Source organism: Oerskovia sp. 140933, assembly GCF_059651515.1.
On the sequence record NZ_JAMXIO010000009.1, the window covers coordinates 48,545 to 70,923 of the forward strand.

18 protein-coding genes are annotated in these 22,379 nt (G+C 71.1%); 16 read left to right on the forward strand and 2 right to left on the reverse strand.

The annotated features are described in order from the left end of the window. The first annotated feature begins 4 nt into the window (after positions 1 to 4). The 6 genes from NHG27_RS06980 to NHG27_RS07005 all read left to right on the forward strand — a co-directional run bounded on the left by NHG27_RS06980 (position 5) and on the right by NHG27_RS07005 (position 7,661). Positions 5 to 790, forward strand: a complete 786-nt coding sequence (locus NHG27_RS06980) for an ABC transporter ATP-binding protein (RefSeq protein WP_497015414.1) — start codon at positions 5 to 7, stop codon at positions 788 to 790. A 143-nt stretch (positions 791 to 933) separates the two neighbouring features. Further along, on the forward strand, positions 934 to 1,383 hold the full coding sequence (locus NHG27_RS06985) for an NfeD family protein (protein WP_497015415.1): 450 nt from the start codon (positions 934 to 936) through the stop codon (positions 1,381 to 1,383). Positions 1,384 to 1,472: 89 nt separating this feature from the next. Then, positions 1,473 to 2,699 (forward strand): SPFH domain-containing protein, encoded by a 1,227-nt coding sequence (locus tag NHG27_RS06990; RefSeq protein ID WP_497015417.1) that lies wholly within the window; start codon positions 1,473 to 1,475, stop codon positions 2,697 to 2,699. 260 nt (positions 2,700 to 2,959) lie between these two features. After that, a complete protein-coding gene (locus tag NHG27_RS06995) occupies positions 2,960 to 3,658 on the forward strand; it encodes a TetR/AcrR family transcriptional regulator (protein ID WP_193720592.1) in 699 nt (232 codons plus the stop codon). 149 nt (positions 3,659 to 3,807) lie between these two features. Beyond that, on the forward strand, positions 3,808 to 5,547 hold the full coding sequence (locus NHG27_RS07000) for an ABC transporter ATP-binding protein (protein WP_193720591.1): 1,740 nt from the start codon (positions 3,808 to 3,810) through the stop codon (positions 5,545 to 5,547). Further along, on the forward strand, positions 5,544 to 7,661 hold the full coding sequence (locus NHG27_RS07005) for an ABC transporter ATP-binding protein (protein WP_407671924.1): 2,118 nt from the start codon (positions 5,544 to 5,546) through the stop codon (positions 7,659 to 7,661). The genes NHG27_RS07000 and NHG27_RS07005 overlap by 4 nt, the downstream gene beginning before the upstream one ends. A gap of 141 nt (positions 7,662 to 7,802) precedes the next feature. Here NHG27_RS07005 and NHG27_RS07010 read toward each other — a convergent pair whose 3' ends face one another. Next, positions 7,803 to 8,249 (reverse strand): hypothetical protein, encoded by a 447-nt coding sequence (locus NHG27_RS07010; protein WP_497015421.1) that lies wholly within the window; start codon positions 8,247 to 8,249, stop codon positions 7,803 to 7,805. A 203-nt stretch (positions 8,250 to 8,452) separates the two neighbouring features. Here NHG27_RS07010 and NHG27_RS07015 point away from each other — a divergent pair, with 203 nt between their 5' ends. The 5 genes from NHG27_RS07015 (at position 8,453) to NHG27_RS07035 (ending at position 14,117) form a co-directional block, all read left to right on the forward strand. Continuing rightward, positions 8,453 to 9,544, forward strand: a complete 1,092-nt coding sequence (locus tag NHG27_RS07015; protein WP_497015423.1) for a phosphodiester glycosidase family protein — start codon at positions 8,453 to 8,455, stop codon at positions 9,542 to 9,544. Positions 9,545 to 9,550: 6 nt separating this feature from the next. Then, positions 9,551 to 10,699 (forward strand): glycosyltransferase family 2 protein, encoded by a 1,149-nt coding sequence (locus NHG27_RS07020; RefSeq protein WP_193720588.1) that lies wholly within the window; start codon positions 9,551 to 9,553, stop codon positions 10,697 to 10,699. Positions 10,700 to 10,793: 94 nt separating this feature from the next. Beyond that, on the forward strand, positions 10,794 to 11,651 hold the full coding sequence (locus tag NHG27_RS07025; protein WP_497015489.1) for a TrmH family RNA methyltransferase: 858 nt from the start codon (positions 10,794 to 10,796) through the stop codon (positions 11,649 to 11,651). A 47-nt stretch (positions 11,652 to 11,698) separates the two neighbouring features. Beyond that, positions 11,699 to 12,277 carry a hypothetical protein gene (locus tag NHG27_RS07030; RefSeq protein WP_193720586.1) on the forward strand — a complete coding sequence of 193 codons (579 nt, stop codon included), beginning with the start codon at positions 11,699 to 11,701 and terminating at the stop codon, positions 12,275 to 12,277. 535 nt (positions 12,278 to 12,812) lie between these two features. Beyond that, entirely contained in the window at positions 12,813 to 14,117 is a 1,305-nt protein-coding gene (locus NHG27_RS07035; protein ID WP_497015424.1) for an MFS transporter, read from the forward strand. Positions 14,118 to 14,164: 47 nt separating this feature from the next. Here NHG27_RS07035 and NHG27_RS07040 read toward each other — a convergent pair whose 3' ends face one another. After that, a complete protein-coding gene (locus NHG27_RS07040) occupies positions 14,165 to 14,995 on the reverse strand; it encodes a helix-turn-helix transcriptional regulator (RefSeq protein ID WP_193720584.1) in 831 nt (276 codons plus the stop codon). Between the two features lie 128 nt (positions 14,996 to 15,123). Between NHG27_RS07040 and NHG27_RS07045 the strand changes: the two genes are divergently transcribed. The 5 genes from NHG27_RS07045 to NHG27_RS07065 are packed head-to-tail and all read left to right on the forward strand — an operon-like array spanning position 15,124 to position 22,328. Then, positions 15,124 to 18,888, forward strand: a complete 3,765-nt coding sequence (locus tag NHG27_RS07045; protein ID WP_497015425.1) for a nitrate reductase subunit alpha — start codon at positions 15,124 to 15,126, stop codon at positions 18,886 to 18,888. A gap of 1 nt (position 18,889) precedes the next feature. Then, positions 18,890 to 20,416, forward strand: a complete 1,527-nt coding sequence (gene narH, locus NHG27_RS07050) for a nitrate reductase subunit beta (protein WP_497015427.1) — start codon at positions 18,890 to 18,892, stop codon at positions 20,414 to 20,416. Then, on the forward strand, positions 20,413 to 21,171 hold the full coding sequence (gene narJ, locus NHG27_RS07055) for a nitrate reductase molybdenum cofactor assembly chaperone (protein ID WP_497015428.1): 759 nt from the start codon (positions 20,413 to 20,415) through the stop codon (positions 21,169 to 21,171). Before narH ends, narJ begins: the two co-directional genes overlap by 4 nt. Positions 21,172 to 21,174: 3 nt before the next feature. Next, positions 21,175 to 21,891, forward strand: a complete 717-nt coding sequence (narI, locus tag NHG27_RS07060) for a respiratory nitrate reductase subunit gamma (RefSeq protein WP_497015429.1) — start codon at positions 21,175 to 21,177, stop codon at positions 21,889 to 21,891. Further along, complete coding sequence (locus NHG27_RS07065) at positions 21,888 to 22,328, forward strand: molybdenum cofactor biosynthesis protein MoaE (protein ID WP_497015431.1); 441 nt, start codon at positions 21,888 to 21,890, stop codon at positions 22,326 to 22,328. Before narI ends, NHG27_RS07065 begins: the two co-directional genes overlap by 4 nt. Positions 22,329 to 22,379: the final 51 nt, after the last annotated feature.

A 22,379-nucleotide genomic window follows, 5' to 3' on the forward strand; every position in this document is an offset into this window, starting at 1 on the left:
TCCCATGAGCTCGGTTCTGGACCTGCAGGCAGTCACGGTGCGCCGTGGCACGAAGACCATCCTCGACTCCGTGGACTGGCAGGTGAACGAGGGCGAGCGGTGGGTGATCCTGGGCCGCAACGGCGCCGGGAAGACGACCCTGCTGCAGATCGCTGCGGCGCGCATGCACCCCACGGCGGGGACCGCGGAGGTCCTGGGCGAGCGCCTCGGGCGCACCGACGTGTTCGGTCTGCGTCCGCGGATCGGGCTCGCGAGCGCCGCGCTCGCCGAGCACATCCCGGCAGCGGAGACCGTGCGCAACGTCGTGCTGACCGCGGCGTACGGGGTCACGGGCCGCTGGACCGAGGCCTACGAGGACTTCGACACCGAGCGTGCCGACGACCTGCTCGCGGCGTTCGACGTCCTGCCGCTCGCCGAGCGCGTGTTCGGGACGCTGAGCGAGGGCGAGCGCAAGCGGGTGCAGATCGCTCGGGCGCTCATGACGGACCCCGAGCTCCTGCTCCTGGACGAGCCCGCCGCGGGGCTGGACCTGGGTGGGCGCGAGGAGCTCGTGGGGGCGCTCTCGGAGCTCGCGAGCGACCCCGCCTCGCCCGTCCTGGTCCTCGTGACGCACCACGTCGAGGAGATCCCGCTGGGCTTCACGCACGTCCTGCTGCTCAAGGACGGTGCCGTGCACCGTGCCGGCCCGCTGACCGAGGTCCTCACGGCGGAGAACCTCAGCGAGGCGTTCGCCCTGCCGCTGATCGTCGCGCACGGCGGCGGTCGCTGGATGGCTCGCGCGGCGCGCTGACGCCTCGCCGCGCGCGGGGCGCCGCGACACGCCCGATAGGTGCGTGGATCTCGTCCTTCCGGTAAAATCTGGGCAAAGAACGCAGGTGGTGTCGGCACGTCGACGACGTGCAGCGAACGAGCCTCACGACGGAAGGAACCGTCATGGACTGGTTGTGGTGGGTCGGAGCGGGCCTCCTCTTCATCCTGATCGAGATCGTCTCCCTCGACCTCGTGCTCATCATGTTCGCGGGCGGGGCGTTCGCCGCGGCCGGGGTCAACGCGGCCGGTGGTCCGCTCTGGTTGCAGATCGTCACGTTCGCCGTGGTGTCGGCCGCCCTGCTGCTCTCGCTGCGCCCCTGGCTGCTGCGTCACCTGCGCCACCGCGTGCCGCTCGCCGAGACCGGCGCCGCCGCCCAGATCGGCCGGACCGCCGTCGTCGTCGACCGTGTGACCGGGCTCAGCGGCCGGGTCAAGCTCCAGGGGGAGATCTGGAGCGCGCGGACGGTCGACGGGTCGCCCGAGCTCCCCGTCGGCACCGAGGTCCGCGTCGTCCGCATCGACGGCGCGACCGCGGTCGTCCAGTCGCTCGCCTCGGACAGCCACAGCGTCTGAGCGCCTGACCCGCGCTCCAGGACCCCTGCGCGCGACGACTCTCCGCACGACCCGTCAGCCCACCGAGAACCATCCTCAGGAGAACATCGATGAGTGACCCAGACACCGGAATGATCGCCGTGTACATCGTCCTCGGACTGATCCTGCTGTTCGTGATCGTCGCGCTCGTGAAGGCGGTCCGGATCGTTCCGCAGGCGACCGCGCTGATCATCGAGCGGCTGGGCCGCTACTCGAGCACGCTCGAGCCCGGCCTGCACCTGCTCATCCCCTTCGTGGACCGGGTGCGGGCGGGGGTGGACCTGCGCGAGCAGGTCGTGTCGTTCCCACCGCAGCCCGTGATCACCTCGGACAACCTGGTCGTGAGCATCGACACGGTCATCTACTTCCAGGTCACCGAGCCCAAGTCCGCGGTCTACGAGATCGCGAACTACATCCAGGGCATCGAGCAGCTCACGGTCACCACGCTGCGCAACGTCGTGGGTTCCATGGACCTCGAGCAGACCCTGACGAGCCGCGACCAGATCAACGGCCAGCTCCGCGGCGTGCTCGACGAGGCGACGGGGCGCTGGGGCGTGCGCGTCAACCGCGTCGAGCTCAAGTCGATCGACCCGCCCGCGAGCGTGCAGGGCTCCATGGAGCAGCAGATGCGTGCCGAGCGTGACCGTCGCGCAACGATCCTGACGGCCGAGGGCATCAAGCAGTCCCAGGTCCTGACGGCCGAGGGCGAGAAGCAGGCCGCGATCCTCCGTGCAGAGGGCAACGCCCAGGCGGCGATCCTGAACGCGGAGGGCGAGGCGCGCGCCATCCTGCAGGTCTTCGACGCGATCCACGAGGGCGACGCGGACCCCAAGCTGCTCGCCTACCAGTACCTGCAGATGCTGCCCAAGATCGCCGACGGCACCGCGAGCAAGCTGTGGGTCATCCCCACCGAGTTCACGGCAGCGCTGGGGTCGATCGCCCAGGGCTTCGGGGGGCTGCCCACGCCGTCCGGCGACGGGTCGGAGGCTTCCGAGACGGCCCGTCGTGAGCGCGACCGTGACCGGGTCAACTTCGGCACCCCTGCACTGGTGGACCCGGCCGAGGCTCTCGCGGAGGCTCGTCGTCAGGCGGAGGCCGCGACGGCAGACGCCACGAGCGCGGGCACGCACTCGGGCCTGCCGTTCGACCCGGAGGCCGAGCGCGGGCAGCGCCCGGGCGGCCCGGGTCAGCGCCACGTGCCCACGCCCGAGCCCGGCACGGCTGCGCCGCGGCCTCTCGGTACGCCGCCGGTGCAGGACGACGCGACCGACGGCGGTGCTCCGGAGGACCGTCCGTAGCGCGAGCAGGTCGGTGTCGCTGGCGGCACGGCAGAACAGAGGTCCCGGAGGGGCGTCGCGTGAGCGGCGCCCCTCCGGCGTCCGCCCGGTCGCCACGGTGCCGAACCCCGAGCGGGGTCGGGTGACGGCGCTGGTCGCCTGGCCACCCTCGGGTCGGGCGCCTCCGACGAGGGCGTCGGTTGCGCCAGGCAACCTTGACGAGTGAGTGCTCACTCACTTATGGTCGGCGGGTGACCACCTCCTCGGGCAGAGCCCGACCCATGAGCCGCGACGACCGTCGCGCGGCGATCGCCACCGCGACCGTCCCCCTGCTCGCGCGCTACGGCGCGGCCGTCACCACGCGGCAGATCGCGCAGGCCGCGAACGTCGCCGAGGGCACCCTGTTCCGCGCGTTCGAGGACAAGGACGAGCTGATCCATGCGGCCCTGGTCGCGGCCCTCGACCCCGCGCCGCTCGTCCGGTCGATCCACGAGCTCCCCGCCCACGACTCGCTCGAGGCGACCCTCGTGGCGCTGGCCGAGGTCATCCAGGACAGCCAGCGCGCGACCGCGAGGATCGTGCAGGTCGCCCACCAGGTCATGGGGGACCGGCCCGGCGCCGGGGCCCTGCGGGGCCACCCGGGCGGCCTGGGGCCGACAGGCTCGGGCGGCGACGCCCGTGGGCGCCACGGCGAGCACGGCCCCGGATCCCACCACGACGCCCGGATGTCCGCCGTCCAGGACATCGTCTCCGCGATCGAGGCCCGCATCGACCTGCACGCCGGGGAGCTGCGCACCGAGCCGCGCGTCGCCGCGAGCGTGTTCTTCTTCCTCGTGCACGGGCACGCGAGCCCGCTCATCACGCAGGGGCCGCTCGACCCGACCCAGATCGTCGACGTCTTCCTGCACGGCGTCCTGGACGACCCGTGCCAGGGCACCGGTCCGCCGCCCCGCCCCGTCCCGACGGCGTCGCTCGCCTGACCCCGTCGCCCCGCCCTCGCGGTCGTCGCCCCGGCGACGCATGCTGGACCGGTCGGCGAGGTCCCCGAATCCGCTCGACGTGCGCGCCGCCGTCGGGCACCGTCGAGATCCCCGTCCTCCTCTCGCCCCCACCCCTGACAGGACCCCACATGCTTCTTCGTCTACTGAGGACGTACCTGCGTCCCTACCGGACGCCCATCCTGATCCTGCTCGTGCTCCAGCTCGTGCAGACCATCGCGACCCTCTACCTGCCCAGCCTCAACGCCGACATCATCGACCAGGGCGTCACGCAGGGCGACACCGCCTACATCATGCGCACGGGCGGCGTCATGCTCGTCATCAGCCTCGGGCAGGTGATCTGCGCGATCGTCGCGGTGTACTTCGGCGCCAAGGTCGCCATGTCGTTCGGGCGCGACGTGCGCAACGGGCTCTTCACCCGGGTCCAGTCCTTCTCCGCCCAGGAGATGGGCGTGCTCGGAGCCCCCTCGCTCATCACCCGCACCACGAACGACGTCCAGCAGGTCCAGATGGTCGTCCTCATGGCCTTCACCATCATGGTCATGGCGCCCATCATGCTCGTCGGCGGCGTCATCATGGCGCTCCAGGAGGACGTCGAGCTCTCGGGGCTCCTGCTCGTCGTCGTCCCCGTCCTGGGCGTCGTGGTCGGGCTGATCGTCTCCCGCATGGTCCCCTACTTCCGCAAGATGCAGAAGCGGATCGACGCGATCAACGGCGTGCTGCGCGAGCAGATCTCCGGCATCCGCGTCATCCGCGCGTTCGTGCGCGAGCGTCGCGAGGAGGAGCGGTTCGCGGTCGCCAACGACCGGCTCTACGACACGTCGCTGCGTGTCGGCAAGCTCATGGCGCTCATGTTCCCGACCGTCATGCTCGTCATGAACGCGACCAGCGTCGCGGTCCTGTGGTTCGGCGCCTACCGCGTCGAGAACGGCATGCAGATCGGGGCGCTGACCGCGTTCCTCAGCTACATCATGTACATCCTCATGGCCGTGATGATGTCGACCATGATCTTCATGATGGTCCCGCGTGCCGCGGTCTCGGCCGAGCGCATCGGCGAGGTCCTCGACACCGAGACCACCGTCGTCGAGGCCGCGTCGCCCGTGCACCTCGCACCGCGCGCCGACCGCACCGGGGTCATCACGTTCGAGGACGTCGACTTCCGGTACCCCGGTGCCGAGGACCCCGTGCTCCACGACCTCACGTTCACGGCCCGCCCCGGCGGCACGACCGCGATCATCGGGTCCACGGGATCCGGCAAGACGACCCTGCTCCAGCTCGTGCCGCGGCTGTTCGACGCGACGGCCGGCTCGGTGAGGATCGACGGCACCGACGTCCGTGACGTCGCGCTCCAGGACCTGTGGTCGATGATCGGCTACGTGCCGCAGAAGGCCTACCTGTTCTCCGGCACCGTCGGGGACAACGTCCGCTACGGCAAGGAGGACGCGACCGACGAGGAGGTGTGGGAGGCGCTCGAGGTCGCGCAGGCGCGCGAGTTCGTCGAACAGCTCGACGGGCAGCTCGACGCCCCCGTGTCCCAGGGCGGCACCAACTTCTCGGGCGGTCAGCGCCAACGGCTCGCGATCGCCCGCGCGATCGTCCGCAAGCCCAGCGTCTACCTGTTCGACGACTCGTTCTCGGCCCTCGACTACGCGACCGACGCCGCCCTGCGGCTCGCCCTCGCGCCCCGCACCCGCGAGGCCACGGTCCTCCTGGTCGCCCAGCGCGTCGCGACCATCCGGCACGCCGAGCAGATCGTCGTGCTCGACCACGGCCGCATCGTCGGCACCGGCACCCACGACGAGCTCCTGGAGACGTGCGAGACGTACCAGGAGATCGTGTACTCGCAGCTCTCGGCGCAGGAGGCAGCATGAGCACCCAGACCCCCCGCCCGAGCGACAACCCGGGCGACAAGAACGCCGAGACGCACGTGACGCCGTCGGGCGCCGGGGCGCCCGTGACGGACGCACCCGAGACGCACGGCACGGGCGACAAGCCCGACCTGTCCGCGACGCGGCTCAAGGGCCGCCCCCAGGGCGGCGGCCACGGCCCCATGGGCGGCATGGGCATGCCCACCGAGAAGGCCATGGACTTCACCGGCTCGCTCAAGCGGTTCGCGGGCTACCTGCGCGTCGAGCGCCTGGCCGTCGCCGTCATCACGGTCCTGTCGATCCTGTCCGTGACGCTCGCCGTGCTGGGACCCAAGCTCCTCGGCAACGGCACCAACGTCATCTTCGAGGGCGTGATCGGCTCCCAGATGCCGGCTGGCGTCAGCAAGGAGCAGGCCGTCGCGGCCCTGCGCGCCGACGGACAGGGCACGCAGGCCGACATGCTCGCAGCCATGGACGTCGTGCCCGGCCAGGGCATCGACTTCACGGCCCTGCGCGTGATCCTGCTGTGGGTCCTCGCGATCTACGTCGGTTCCTTCCTGTTCGGGTGGATCCAGGGACGCGTGACCACGTCCGTGGTCCAGCGCACCGTGCGCCGGCTGCGCGCCGAGGTCGAGGCCAAGCTCGGACGCCTGCCCCTGTCCTACTTCGACCGGCAGAAGAAGGGCGAGGTGCTCAGCCGCGTCACCAACGACATCGACAACGTCGCCCAGACGCTCCAGCAGACGCTGTCGCAGCTCGTGACCTCGGTCCTGACCGTGGTCGGCGTGCTCGCCATGATGTTCTGGATCTCGCCCCTGCTCGCCGTCATCGCGCTCGTGACCGTGCCCCTGTCGGTGCTCGTCACGGCCATGATCGCCAAGCGCTCGCAGCCGCAGTTCATCAAGCAGTGGGCCGCGACCGGGCGCCTCAACGCGCACGTCGAGGAGATGTACACGGGCCACGCGCTCGTCAAGGTCTACGGCCACCAGCAGACGGCCGTCGACACGTTCACGGACGAGAACGCCGAGCTCTACGAGGCGAGCTTCAAGGCGCAGTTCATCTCCGGGATCATCCAGCCCGCGATGGGCTTCGTTGCGAACCTCAACTACGTGATCGTCGCCGTCGTCGGTGGCCTGCGCGTCGCGTCCGGCACGCTCTCGCTCGGTGACGTCCAGGCGTTCATCCAGTACTCGCGCCAGTTCACCCAGCCCATCACGCAGATCGCCTCGATGATGAACCTCCTGCAGTCGGGCGTCGCCTCCGCGGAGCGCGTGTTCGAGCTGCTCGACGCCGAGGAGCAGTCCCCGGACCCGTCGCCCGCGGCCGTGCTCACCAACGTGCAGGGCCGGGTCACGTTCGAGGACGTCTCGTTCCGGTACGTGCCCGACCGCCCCCTCATCGACGACCTGTCGATCGTCGCCGAGCCCGGCCAGACCGTCGCGATCGTCGGCCCCACGGGCGCGGGCAAGACGACCCTCGTCAACCTCATCATGCGGTTCTACGAGGTCGACGGCGGGCGCATCACGCTCGACGGCGTCGACACCCGGACCATGACGCGCGACGGTCTGCGGTCCAACATCGGCATGGTCCTGCAGGACACCTGGCTCTTCAAGGGCACCATCGAGGAGAACCTGCGCTACGGCGTGCCCGACGGCGTCGAGGTCACCGAGGAGCAGTTCCTCGAGGCCACGCGGGCCACTCACGTGGACCCGTTCGTGCGCACGCTGCCCGACGGCTACGCGACCGTGATCGACGACGAGGGCTCGGGCGTGAGCGCGGGGGAGAAGCAGCTCCTGACGATCGCGCGCGCGTTCCTCGCCGACCCGGCGATCCTCATCCTCGACGAGGCGACCAGCTCGGTCGACACCCGCACCGAGGTGCTCGTGCAGCAGGCCATGAACGCCCTGCGCGCCGGGCGGACCTCGTTCGTGATCGCGCACCGCCTGTCGACCATCCGCGACGCCGACGTCATCCTCGTCATGGAGGACGGCGCGATCGTGGAGATGGGCAACCACGAGGTGCTCATCGAGAAGGGCGGCGCGTACGCACGGCTCTACGAGAGCCAGTTCGCCGCGGCCGCGGTCGAGGAGATCGCCGAGGGGGAGATGACGCGCTGAGCACGCGGGCGGGCCGGCCCTGAGCAGGCCCGCCCGACACCCCAGGACGACGAGAGCCGGTCCCGCCTTCTGGGCGGTACCGGCTCTCGGGGCTTCGTCCGGGATGGGGACGAGTTCAGTGCTGGATGATGGAACTGCTGATCAGGAAGCGGTGTAGCCCGCGGTCTCGCAGATCGCCTCGAGCTCGGCCACGGCCTCGGCAGCGCCGGTCGTGTCGATCGAGGTGCCGGTCCCGGCGACGATGTCGTCAGCCATCTGGAACGGCGTCTTGATCTTGCTGATGACGAGGTTGGTGTCCTCGGGCCCGGCGAGGCGCAGGATCGCCTCGAGCTGGATGTTCGTGCTGCGCATCGCGTTCGACTGGTCGTCCGTGAGCGCCTCCATGTCGTACTCGAGCTCCTCCGAGACGCGCTCGGCGACCGACGGCAGGTCGCTCGGCTCGAAGTACTTCTCGCACACCTGCATGTTGGTCGCGCCCGCAGGGGTCTCGTCGGTGGAGGAGCCGCTGTCGGTCGTCGTCTCGGTGCCGCACGCGCTCAGGAGCGCGATCGCGCCCACGGCAGCGAGTGCCATCATCTGCTTCTTCATGCATCCATGAAATCACGCAGGAACCGTGCGGAAAGTATGCATTTACCGTCGAGGGGCGCAAGAGTGAGCGACGTCTCACTCGCAGGTCCGCCGGGAGCGTGTCCTCGTGACGGCGATCACGCGCACCTGTCAGGACGCACCTCACAGGACACCCTCAGGCAGCACCTGTGCCGGGCACACGCGCGCTGCGTAGACCTGGGGGCATGACACGAGACGACCAGCAGACAGGAAGCCTGCCCACCCGCTCGGACGACCCGTCGCCCGCCGAGGCGCTCGGTCACGACGACGCGGCCGTCCCTGACGCCGGGACCGTCCCCGACCGCTCGGCGGGAGCGGCTCCACCCGTGGCGGCCCGCCGCAGACGCCCGCACCGTGCGCTCGTCGCGGGCGGTCTCACGCTGACCCTCGCGCTCGGCGGGGTCGCCGCGTGGGCCCTGGACCGCTTCGTGGTCGAGCACGTCGAGATCGCCGACGTCGCCGCCTACGAGGCGAGCCAGGTGTCGGCGAGCGGATCCGGGACGGAGGGGACGTCGTCGGGCACCACGGACGCCGGGACGAGCGCGTCCTCCGACGGGACGAGCGTGAGCGTGCGCCAGGTCGTCGAGGGCACGGGCGACGACACCGTGACGTACTACGTCGCGGACGTCGTCCTGGGGGACGCGACCGACCTGCGCTCGGCGTTCGCCCAGAACGCGTTCGGGGAGAACATCACCGAGAAGACCTCCGACATCGCGGCCGACAACGACGCCCTCTTCGCGATCAACGGCGACTACTACGGGTTCCGGTCCACGGGGATCGTGATCCGCAACGGCGTCGTCTACCGCGACGAGGGCGCCCGGGACGGTCTCGCGTTCTACCGCGACGGGACCGTCGAGGTCTACGACGAGACCGCCACGACCGCCCAGGAGCTCGTCGACGCGGGCGTGTGGAACACGGTGTCGTTCGGTCCCGCCCTGCTCGAGGACGGCGACGTGATCGACGGGATCGACGAGGTCGAGGTCGACACCAACGTCGGCAACCACTCGATCCAGGGCGAGCAGCCCCGCACCGCCGTGGGGGTGATCGGCGAGAACCACCTCGTCTTCGTCGTGGTCGACGGACGCAGCGCCGGGTACAGCCGCGGCATGACCATGACCGAGCTCGCCGAGATCATGCAGGACCTCGGCGCGACGACCGCGTACAACCTCGACGGCGGCGGGTCGTCGACCATGTACTACGACGGCGAGCTCGTCAACGACCCCCTGGGTCGCGGCAAGGAGCGCGGCACCTCCGACATCCTCTACGTCGGGGAGTGAGCGGGCATGATCGTGCTGATCCCGGCCTACGAGCCGGACCGGGCGCTCGTGCGGCTCGTCTCCGGGCTGCGTGCCACGGGCGAGGTGCGGGGGATCGTCGTCGTCGACGACGGCAGCGGGCCGGCGTTCCGCCCGGTGTTCGACGACGTCGCCCGCCTCGGAGCGGTCGTCGTCGGGTTCCCGGACAACCGCGGCAAGGGCGCGGCGCTGCGGCGGGGGTTCGCCGAGGTCGCGCGGCGCTGGCCCGGGCAGGACGTGGTGTGCGCCGACGCCGACGGGCAGCACGCCGTCGCCGACGTCCTGCGGGTCGGGGAGCGGGTGTCCGAGCGTGACGCGGCCGTGGTCCTCGGAGCGCGGGCGTTCGTCGGGGACGTTCCCGTGCGCAGCCGGCTGGGGAACAGCGTCACCCGGTGGCTGTTCCGGGCCGCGACCGGGCTGCGGGTCCACGACACCCAGACCGGCCTGCGCGGCTACCCCGCCTCGATGATCGGATGGCTGCTCGCCGTGCGCGGCGACCGGTACGAGTACGAGCTCAACGTGCTGCTGACCGCGGCGCGCGAAGGGCGACCCGTGGTCGAGGTCCGGATCGAGACGATCTACCTCGACGGCAACGCCTCCTCGCACTTCCGTCCGCTCGCCGACTCGGCCCGCATCTACGCGCCGCTGCTCGCGTTCTCGCTGTCGTCGCTCCTCGCGTTCGGGATCGACACCGCGGCGCTGCTGGTGCTCGACGCCGTCACGGGGTCGCTGCTCGTGTCCGTGGTCGGTGCGCGCGGGGTCAGCGGGGCCGTGAACTTCCTGGTGAACCGGCGGGTGTTCGGAGCGGGCGCCGGCGCCGGTGCGGCGGCAGACCCGGGGCGCGGGGGTGCGCCCGGCACGGGGCGGCGGGCCGCGCTGCGGTACGCGGCGCTCGCGGTCGGGCTGCTGGTCGCGGGGTACGGGATGCTCTGGGGGCTGACCGGGCTGGGTCTCGCGCTGCTGCCGGCCAAGGTCCTGACCGAGGTGCTGCTGTTCGCGACGAGCTATCAGGTGCAGAGGCGCGTGGTGTTCCGCCCGACGGTACCGACCGGGCAGCGCGAACCGGGCGGGCTCGTCGCTGCTGTGGGGCGCCCGGCCGCCGAGCACGAGGTTCCGCGCGCTCGACCACGAGGTTGAGGTCGCGAATGCCGTCAGAACGACCGCAACCTCGTGCTCGGCACCGGGGCGGGCAGGGGCCCGCTGGGGACCCCCGCCGTGGGTGCGGGAGAATCTGAGCGTGCAGATCATCCACGTGACCGACCCGGCCGACCCGCGCCTCGCCGACTACACCAACCTCACGGACGTCGAGCTCCGCTCGAAGAACGAGCCGGAGAAGGGCATGTACATCGCTGAGAGCACCACGGTGATCCACCGTGCGCTCCGTGCCGGGCACCGGCCGCGGTCGTTCCTCATGGCCGAGAAGTGGCTCCCCGGCCTCGAGGAGGCGATCTCCGCCGTCGGGCTGGACGACGGGCCCGGCGGCACGGGCGAGCCCGTGCCCGTGTACGTCGCCGAACCCGCCGTCCTGGAGTCGATCACCGGGTTCAACCTGCACCGCGGCGCACTGTCCGCGATGCACCGCCCGGTCCTGCCGAGCGTGCACGAGCTGCTCACCACAGCCCGCGACGGGCAGGGGGCGCGGCGTGTGGCCGTGCTCGAGGACATCGTCGACCACACCAACGTGGGCGCGATCTTCCGGGGCGCGGCGGGCCTGGGCGTGGACGCCGTGCTGGTGTCGCCGCGGTGCTCGGACCCGCTGTACCGGCGCAGCGTCCGCGTCTCGATGGGGACGGTGTTCCAGGTGCCGTGGACGCGGCTCGAGTCGTGGCCGGGCGGCGTCGAGGAGCTGCGCGAGCACGGGTTCACGGTCGCGGCGCTCGCGCTGTCGGACGACTCGCTGACGCTCGACGAGTACGTCGCACGGGGGGACGAGAGGTCGGCGTTCGTGTTCGGGACCGAGGGGCACGGGCTCCAACGCTCGACGCTGGCGGCCGTCGACCACGTCGTGAAGATCCCGATGGCCGGGGGAGTGGACTCGCTCAACGTCGCGGCGAGCGCCGCGGTGGTGTTCTGGGCGACACTGGCCTGAGATCCTGGGCCTGGCCTCGAGTGCCGCGGTTAGGCCAGGATGGCACCGTGACGACTCCCCGGGTGGTTTCCCTCGTTGTTCTGTCCCTCCTCGTCCTGGGAGGGTGCGCTTCGACGGAGGCTGGCGACGTGCCTGGACCGGCGTCGTCGTCGGCGGGAGAGTCGCCGGGCGAGGCAGCCGGCCCCATGCCCGACGGGGCTGACCTCCCACCCGCCCCCACCCCCGAGGAAGCGGCTCCAGAAGAGGATCCTGCCCCGGTCGAACCCGAGCCGGAGCCGATGACCTTCGACGAGTCGATGGTGCGTTCCGTGGCGGTCGACAAGGAAGCCAAGGGCGGCCAGGCGAATGTCGCGGTGGTCGCTGAGTCGACGGATGTCCAGGTGCTCCAGGAGGTGGGTCTCGGATGCGTCGACCACTACCTCCAGGAGCAGAAGGCCGCGTTCTGCCACGTCTGGGGCAGCGAGCTGGACTACGCGGCCCGGGATCCGCAGGGGATCGGGGACCTCATGTGCTGGGTCTACTTCATCGGAGTCCCGCTCGCCGGGGGCGAGCCGATCGTGACGGAGGGTGGAGCGGTGGGGTACACCGTGTCGGCATGTCCCGGTGGAGTGCTCCCGTACGTCTAGCTGCGCGCTCACACGACCGGCACGTCGACACCAGACTCCATGACCTGCCGGGGCCTCGGGACCTCGCTCGGCGACGGCGAGCGCACCGCCTGACGTGAGCGGCGCCGTCGGGCAAGCGGTACCCGCGCGGGCGCCGCGCCCGCCTCCTGACCTCGGACGACGTCGATTGTGACGAAAAGCACAAAGTCCAGGGACCGACGCGCCGCGCACCACCATCGACCCGTTCTTCGGGCGAAACCCGCCGCTCCCGCCGCCGCCCGCACGCCTCGGACGGCCCGCCGTCGGGCGCCACCGGGCCACGGCGGACGAGCACGCCCGAGTTGATCCGAAACAACTCCCCGGGCCCGCAAAGGAGCAGGTCAGAGCCCCTCGAGGGCCGGTGTCCCGGTTCGGGACCAAGGGCGCTCCGGCGGGACCTAGGTCCCGGTACGCACGAGTGATCTCGTCCATATGTTGTGGGTGCCCCAACCCCCCACCTCTCGGACGGAGACACCCGGTGGTCACAGCCGACGTAGCCCCCAGACCAGCACACCAGGTGAGCACCGACGCGCGCCGCGACCTGATCGACTGGGACCCCAACGACCCCCAGCGCTGGGACTCGAAGGTCGCCTGGAGCACGCTCTGGGTCACGACGTTCAACCTCATGCTCGCGTTCATCATCTGGTACCTGCCCGGGGCCCTCATCCCCACGCTCGGCACGGTCACCGGATGGGACCTGAGCGAGAGCCAGTCCTACTGGCTGCTCGCCATGCCCGGCCTGACGGGCGGTCTGCTGCGCATCGTCTGGATGATGCTCCCGCCCATGCTCGGCACCCGCAAGATGCTGACGCTGTCCGCGCTCCTCATGATCATCCCGTTCGTCGGGTGGACCTGGGTCGTGATGCTCCCGACGCAGCCCTCCTACGCGCTGCTCGTCGCGCTCGCCCTCGCCGCCGGGCTCGGTGGTGGCGTGTTCTCGGGCTACATGCCCTCGACGTCGTACTTCTTCCCCAAGAGCAAGCAGGGCACGGCGCTGGGCCTGCAGGCCGGGATCGGGAACTTCGGCGTCTCGGTCGTCCAGTTCGTCGTGCCGTGGGCCATCGGGTTCGGGATGTTCGGCCTCGCCGGACAGCTCGCGCACCCGCAGAACGCCGAGCCGCGCCAGGTGTGGCTGCAGAACCCCGGACTCATCTTCATCCCGTTCGCGGTCGTCGGCGTCGTGCTCGCGTGGACCCTGCTCAAGTCGGTGCCCGTCAAGGCCAACCTCAAGCAGCAGTTCGACATCTTCCAGAACAAGCACACCTGGCTCATGACCATGGAGTACGTCCTGACCTTCGGGATCTTCTCCGGGCTCGCCGGCACGTTCGGCATGCTCCTCAAGCAGCAGTTCGGCCCCGAGTACCTGACGTGGGTCTTCCTCGGTGCGCTCGTCGGCTCGCTCGCCCGCATGTGCTGGGGGCCGCTCTGCGACCGCTTCGGCGGCGGCGTGTGGACCGTGGTGTCCGGGATCGGCGTCGCGGCCTCGGCCGGGCTCGTCCTGTTCGGCCAGGTCACGGTCGCGGACGGCCAGACGCCGAGCCTCCCGATCTTCATGACCGGGATGGTCCTGATCTTCTTCTTCTGCGGGGTCGGCAACGCCGCGACGTTCAAGCAGATGCCCATGATCTTCCCGGCCCGCCAGGCAGGCGGCGTGATCGGCTGGACGGCCGCGATCGCGGCGTTCGGACCGTTCCTGTTCTCCATGCTGTTCAACTACCTGCCGAGGACGGCGGTGTTCGGCGGGATCATCGCCTACGCCCTGCTGTGCGCGGGCATCGCCTGGCACTTCTACGCACGCCCCGGCGCCGAGGCCAAGAGCTGACCGTGCGACCCCCCGCAGCGCACCCCCGCGGACCCGCGGCCCGACGCTCAGCAGGCGTCGGGCGCGGGCCTCGCGGCAGCAGGCCCGGCGGCGCCGGGACCCCCTGCACCCCCGGTCACGAGGATCGGGATCGGGACGGTCTCGTCGTGGCGCCCCGGCGTCACCGTCTCGAGCCGTGCGACGCAGTGGTGCTCGCCGAAGTGCGGCACGAGGGCCGTCGCGCGCAGCTCCGAGCCGAGCTCGGCCAGGGTGCCGTTGATGAACCCCGCGTGCAGCGAGCACACGACCTGCGGGGTGCTGCGGGCGGTCGCCACGAACGGACAGTTGTTGAGCACGAGCGCGTCCATGCCCTTGCCGGGCGCGGAGACGTGCGCGGACGGCTCACCCCGTGGGGTGGGCGCGAACCACAGCGCGTCGAGCTTGGACACGAGCCGGGCCGAGACCTCGTCCTCGCTGTACGCCTCGCCCGGGTCGGGAGTCTCCGTGAGGCTCCTGCCCCAGCTGCGGCCCACCGAGTACGTGACCGTCGCGGCCTCCGGCACGTTGGCGGCGACCGCGGTCGTCAGGGCCTCGGCCAGGAGCCGGTACGCCTGCGCGCGCTCGTGCGTCTGGTTGGGCAGCGTGCCCCGGTAGAGCACCTTGGGCCGACCCGGTGTCGTCCTGGCCTGCTGGGTGCGCTCGGCCAGCCCGGCGTCGACGAGCGCCTCGAGGTGGAACCGCGCGGTGTTCTGGTGGATGCCGACCTCCTGGGCGATGTCCTGGACGGACACCGGCGCCCTGGAGTCGCGCAGCAGCTGGATGACGTGCGTCCGTCTCCCACCGTGGTCGCTGCGACCGGTCGTGCCGTCGAAACCACCGTTGACGTGCTGTCTGGGCACGTGCTCGCCCCACTTCCTCCCGCTCACCGATCACTGACGTCGAGACGTCCGGCTGCCCCCGGCCGGCGTGCTCACCACGACAACCATCGCACGAACGCCCCCCACGCTGTCCCCGAGGAGTACCCGTCATGACGATCGACGACCCGGCGACCATGTCGCCCCTGATGAAGAAGCTGCTGAAGACGCGCAGCCACTTCCCGCAGACCGAGGTGTTCGACTCGGCGCACGCCATGATCGAGACGGACCCCTCGGAGTGGGACCGGTTCTACCGTGACCGCTGGGCGCACGACAAGGTGGTGCGCTCGACCCACGGCGTGAACTGCACGGGCTCGTGCGCGTGGGACGTCTACGTCAAGGACGGTCTCATCACCTGGGAGCACCAGGGCACCGACTACCCGACGACGGGCCTCGACAGCCCCGAGTACGAGCCGCGCGGCTGTCCTCGTGGCGCGTCGTTCTCCTGGTACACGTACTCGCCGTCGCGCGTGCGGTATCCCTACGTGCGCGGCGTCCTGCTCGACATGTACCTCGACGCGCGCTGCCGCCTGGGCGACCCCGTGCTCGCGTGGGCCGAGGTCGTCGAGAGCCCGCTCAAGGCCACGCTCTACAAGAAGGCCCGCGGCAAGGGCGGCCTCGTCCGTGCGGACTGGGAGCTCGCGACCGAGATCATGGCCGCGGCCCACGTCTACACGATCAAGGCGTACGGGCCGGACCGCTGCGTGGGATTCACCCCGATCCCGGCCATGTCGATGGCGAGCTTCGGCGTCGGGACGCGCTTCCTGTCGATGATCGGCGGGACGCTGCTGAGCTTCTACGACTGGTACGCGGACCTGCCGCCCGCGAGCCCGCAGATCTGGGGGGACCAGACCGACGTCCCCGAGTCGGGCGACTGGTGGAACTCGAGCTACATCATGATGTGGGGCTCGAACGTCCCCGTGACGCGCACGCCCGACGCGCACTTCCTGGCCGAGGCCCGCTACAAGGGCACCAAGGTCGTCGCGGTCAGCCCCGACTACGCGGACAACGTGAAGTTCGCGGACGACTGGCTCGCGCCCGCCCCCGGCACGGACGGCGCGCTCGCGCAGGCCATGGGCCACGTGCTGCTCACCGAGTTCTACCGCGACCGCCAGGTCCCGTACTTCGAGGCGTACTCGCGCACGTACACCGACGCGCCCTTCCTGGTCACGCTCGACGAGGGTCCGTCCTCGGCGTCCCCGGACGCCACGGGGCCCGACGGCGCCCCCGCCCCGGTCTTCCGGCCCGCCAAGTTCCTCACGGCGGCCGACCTGGACGGGCTGCCCGTCGCGGGGGCGACGGGCGAGCGCCCCGAGTTCCGCCCGGTCTTCCTCGACACGGCCGCCGACGCGCTCACCGTGCCGAACGGGACGCTGGCCGACCGGTGGACCGAGGACGGCGTGGGCCGCTGGAACCTCGACCTCGAGGACCACGACCCGGCGCTGAGCCTCCTGGGCCTGACGCACGCGGGCGCCGAGGCCCGCGGCGTCGTCGTCGAGCTGCCGCGGTTCGACGTGGGGGAGACCGAGGGCGGGACCTCGGTCCTGCGCGGCGTCCCCGCGATCCGCGTGGGCGGACGTCTCGTGACGACCGTCTTCGACCTGCTCATGGCCCAGTACGGGGTGGGTCGCGACGGTCTGCCCGGGTCGTGGCCCACGGGCTACGACGACCCGACGTCGCCCGGGACCCCCGCCTGGCAGGAGTCCCTGACCGGGGTCCCGGCCGAGCAGTGCACCCGGATCGCGCGCGAGTTCACGCGCAACGCCGAGGTGAGCAAGGGCAGGTCGATGATCATCATGGGCGCGGGGACCAACCACTGGTACCACGCGGACACCATCTACCGGACGTTCATCGCGCTCCTGACCCTCACGGGGTGCCAGGGCGTCAACGGCGGCGGCTGGGCGCACTACGTGGGCCAGGAGAAGGCCCGGCCGGTGACGGGTCAGCAGCACATGGGCTTCGCGCTCGACTGGCAGCGGCCGACCCGCCACATGGCGGGGACGGCGTTCTGGTACACCGCCACGGACCAGTGGCGCTACGAGGGCTTCGGGGCCGACGAGCTCGCGTCCCCGACGGGGCCGGGCACCCTCAAGAACCGCAGCATGATGGACTGCCTGACGCAGGCGGCCCGCATGGGCTGGACGCCCTCGCACCCGGGCTTCGACCGCAACCCGCTCGACCTGTGCGACGAGGCCGCAGCCGCGGGTGTGCCCGTGGCCGACCACGTGGTCTCCGAGCTGCGCAGCGGGAACCTCAAGTTCGCGGTCGAGGACCCGGACGACCCGCAGAACTTCCCACGCGTCCTGACGGTCTGGCGCGCCAACCTCATCGGCAACTCGGCCAAGGGCAACGAGTACTTCATCAAGCACCTGCTCGGCGCCGACTCGTCCCTGCGGGCGCACGAGACCCCGCCCGAACGTCGCCCGGAGGAGGTCGTCTGGCGGGACGAGGCCCCCGAGGGCAAGCTCGACCTGCTGACCAACATCGACTTCCGCATGACCTCGACGTCGCTCTTCGCGGACGTCGTGCTGCCGGCGGCCACCTGGTACGAGAAGCAGGACATCTCGACCACGGACATGCACCCGTTCGTGCACGCGCTCAACGCCGCGATCGCACCCCCGTGGCAGGCCCGGACCGACTACGACGCGTTCCTCGGGCTCGCCGACAAGGTCTCCGAGCTCGCCAAGACCCACCTGGGCACCCGCACCGACGTCATCGCGGCACCGCTCACGCACGACACCCCCGACGAGATGGCCCAGCCGGGCGGCGTCGTCCTCGACTGGCGCAAGGGCGAGTGCGAGCCCGTGCCGGGCGTGACGATGCCGCGCCTCGTGGTGGTCGAGCGCGACTACACCCAGATCGCGGAGAAGATGCGCGCCGTCGGGCCGCTGATCTCGAAGGTCGGCACCACGACCAAGGGCGTCACGGTGGTCCCCGAGCAGGCCGTCGAGTTCCTCGCGAAGGCCAACGGCGTGCGCAAGGACGGCATCGCGAAGGGCCGCCCCTCGCTCGAGACCGCCGCGCACTTCTGCGAGGCGATCCTCGCGCTGTCGGGCACGACCAACGGAGCGGTCTCGGTCGCGGGCTTCAAGGCCCTCGAGAAGCGGGTCGGCAAGCCGCTCGCGGACCTCGCCGAGGAGAACCACGACCGCCAGGTCACGTTCGCCCAGACCCTCACGGGCCCGCAGAACGTCTTCACGAGCTACGAGTGGTCGGGCTCCGAGCAGGGCGGACGACGCTACTCGCCGTTCGTCGTCAACGTCGAGAGGCTCAAGCCGTGGCACACGCTCACGGGCCGCCAGCACTTCTTCGTCGACCACGACTGGATGACCGAGCTCGGGGAGCAGCTCCCGGTGTACCGGCCGCCGCTCGACATGGCCCGGCACTTCGGGCACCAGGGCTTCAGCGAGCCCGGCTCGACCGAGGTCACGGTGCGCTACCTGACCCCGCACTCCAAGTGGTCCATGCACTCGCAGTTCCAGGACAACCCGTACATGCTCGCGCTCTCGCGCGGGGGCCCCACGATCTGGATCTCGGAGGAGGACGCGCGGACCGCGGGCATCGCGGACAACGACTGGATCGAGGCGGTCAACCGCAACGGCGTGGTCGTGGCGAGGGCCGTGGTCTCGCACCGCATGCCCACGGGCACGGTCTACATGTACCACTCGAAGGACCGCAACATCGACGTCCCCAAGGCCGAGGCGTCGGGCAAGCGAGGGGGCATCCACAACGCGCTGACGATGATCATGATGAAGCCCACGCACCTCCTGGGCGGCTACGGCCAGCTCACCTACGCCTTCAACTACTACGGGCCGACCGGCAACCAGCGCGACGAGTACACGGTCATCCGTCGGCGCAACCAGGAAGTGGAGTACTGAGATGCGGGTCATGTCGCAGGTAGCGATGGTCATGAACCTCGACAAGTGCATCGGGTGCCACACGTGCTCGGTCACGTGCAAGCAGACGTGGACCAACCGCGACGGCGTCGAGTACGTCTGGTTCAACAACGTCGAGACCAAGCCCGGGACGGGGTACCCGCGCGGGTACGAGGACCAGGACCGGTGGCACGGCGGGTGGGAGCTCGACCGCAAGGGGCGGCTCCGGCTCCGCTCGGGCGGCCGGCTGCGGCGCCTCGCGTCGATCTTCGCGAACCCGGACCTCCCGGGGCTCGACGACTACTACGAGCCGGCGACGTACGACTTCGACCAGCTCATCTCCGCCCCGGCGAACTCGCCGCACATCCCGGTCGCGCGGCCCAAGAGCGCGATCACGGGCAAGGACATGAAGATCACCTGGGGTCCCAACTGGGACGACGACCTGGGCGGATCGCCGCAGATCGCGTCGAAGGACCCCAACCTCGCGTCGATGGTCGACAAGGTCCAGCTCTCGTTCGAGCAGACGTTCATGTTCCACCTGCCCCGGATCTGCGAGCACTGCCTCAACCCGGCGTGCGTCTCGGCCTGCCCGTCGTCGGCCATGTACAAGCGCGTCGAGGACGGGATCGTGCTCGTCGACCAGGACGCGTGCCGCGGCTGGCGCATGTGCGTCTCGGCGTGCCCCTACAAGAAGGTCTACGTCAACCACCAGACGGGCAAGGCCGAGAAGTGCACGTTCTGCTTCCCGCGCATCGAGGCGGGGCAGCCCACGGTGTGCGCCGAGACGTGCGTGGGCCGCCTGCGGTACATCGGCCTGGTGCTCTACGACGCCGACGCGGTCGAGGCCGCGGCGTCCGTCGAGGACCCGAAGGACCTGCTCGACGCCCAGCGCGACGTCTTCCTCGACCCCACCGACCCCGAGGTGATCGCGGCGGCACGGGCGGCCGGCATCGCCGAGGACTGGATCGGCGCCGCGCAGCGCTCGCCCATCTGGAAGCTCATCCAGAAGTTCAAGGTCGCGCTGCCGCTGCACCCCGAGTACCGGACCATGCCCATGGTCTGGTACGTGCCGCCGCTCTCGCCCGTCCTGGACGTCACGACCGAGCTCGGCAAGGACGACGCCGACGCCGACGACGTGTTCCACACGATCGCGTCGCTGCGCATCCCGCTCGAGTACCTCGCGAGCCTGTTCTCGGCCGGGGACGTCGACGTCGTCGCGGGAGTCCTCATGAAGCTCGCCGCGATGCGCAGCCACATGCGCCGCCGCACGCTCGACGGCGACGTGGACCAGGCCCTGCTCGACCAGGTCGGGTACACGGCCGAGGACGTCGAGGAGCTCTACCGGCTCCTGGCCATCGCCAAGATGGAGGACCGGTACGTCATCCCCGCGGCGCACAAGGAGGACGCCGCCGAGATGGCGTCGTGGGCCTCGGGCTGCTCGCTCGACAACCCGGGCGGGCCCGGCATGAGTGCCGCCTCCACGCGCGGCGGGCCCGTGTCCGTACCCCTGCAGGTCCGGAGGCCGTCATGACGACCCAGGCTCCGCCGTCGGGCAGGCGCGCGATCATCCCGCTCCTGCGGCGCTCGCGGCGCAAGGACCTCGTCGAGGTCCCCGCCCGGGCAGACGTCCTGGCCCTGGCCAGCATCCTGCTGGCCTACCCCGACGACGCCTGGTACGCCGACGCCGACCAGCTCGGCGCGGCCGTCGCGGCCCTGCCCGCCTCGGCCCCCGCGGCGCACCTGCAGGCGTTCTGGGACGAGCACGCGCGGCTCGAGCCGCGCGCCGCACGGGCCCACTACGTCGAGACGTTCGACCTGCGCCGCAAGTCGTCGCTGTTCCTCAGCTACTACCTGCACGGCGACACCCGCCAGCGCGGCATGGCGCTCCTCGCGCTCAAGCAGCGCTACCGCGCGTGCGGGTTCGCGCCCGACGACGCCGAGCTGCCCGACTACCTGCCCATGGTGCTCGAGTTCGCGTCGCGCGCCGGGACCGGGGCGGGCGAGGCACCGCTGCGGACCCACCGCGGCGGGATCGAGCTCATCCGCCGCTCGCTCGCCGACCGCGGCTCGCACTACCGCGAGATCCTCGAGGCGATCGGCGACCTGCTGGGCCCCGTGACGGACCGCCAGCGCGGCGAGGTCGACCAGCTCGCGCTCAGCGGACCACCCACCGACGACGCCGGCCTCGAGATCGCCTCGATGCCCTACGGCGGCGCGAGCTGGACCGACACCCCCGGCGCGCCGTTCGGGCCCCCGGAATTCACCTGCGCCCCGGAAGGACGCTGACCCATGGACACCCTCCTCTTCGTGGTGCTGCCGTACGTCTGCCTCGCGATCTTCGTCGTGGGGCACGTCTGGAGGTACCGCAGCGACCAGTTCGGCTGGACGACCCGCACGAGCCAGGTGCTCGAGAAGCGCTGGCTCGCGTGGGGCTCGCCCCTGTTCCACTTCGGGGCGCTGTTCGCGATCCTCGGGCACGCCGCGGGGCTCCTGATCCCGACCTCCTGGACCCAGGCCCTCGGGATCTCCGACCACGCCTACCACGTGGTCGCGGTCGCGGCCGGGACCGTCGCGGGCGTCCTGCTGTGCGCGGGCCTCGTGATCCTGCTGCTGCGCCGGTTCTACGTCTCGGACCGCATCCGCGTCGTCACGACCCCCATGGACCGCGTCCTGTACCTGCTGCTCACGGTCGAGATCGGGGTGGGCATGTGGCAGACCGTCGCGATCAACGTGTTCGGCTCGGGGTACGAGTACCGCGGCACCGTCTCCGTCTGGTTCCGTCAGCTGTTCGTCCTCCAGCCCGACCCGTCGCTCATCTCCTCCGCACCCGCGGTCTACGGCTGGCACGCCGTCCTCGCGTGCCTGCTCCTCGCGATCTGGCCCTTCACGCGCCTCGTGCACGTGTGGTCCGTGCCCGTGGCGTACCTCGCCCGGCCGTACGTGGTCTACCGGCAGCGCAGCGCGCCGCGCCCCGGCGCGCCCGCCCGGCCCACGGTGCGCTCATGAGCGGCGAGGCCGCGTCGCGCGTGGCGCTCGCGGACGTGGGAGAGGCCGTGCTCGACGTCGCCGCGCACGAGCGCGCCGTGACCACCGCGCACGCGGGAGCCGTCGTGACCTTCGCGGGCGTCGTGCGCGACCACGACGCCGGCCGGTCGGTCGCGGCCCTCAGGTACGAGGCGCACCCCGACGCGCGCCGGATCATCGGCGAGATCGCGGCGCGCGTCGCCGCGGAGTCCGACGGCGACGTCCGCGTGGCCGTGACGCACCGCGTCGGCGACCTCACGATCGGGGACGTCGCGCTCGTCGCGGCCGTGGCCTCGGCGCACCGCGCCCAGGCGTTCACGACGTGCGCCGCCCTCGTCGAGGAGATCAAGGTCGCCCTGCCCGTGTGGAAGCGGCAGGTCTTCGTCGACGGCAGCCACGAGTGGGTCGGGTCGCTGTGAGCCTCACGTCGACGGTCGAGCGCGGAGCCACCCGCCCCCTGCCCGACGGCG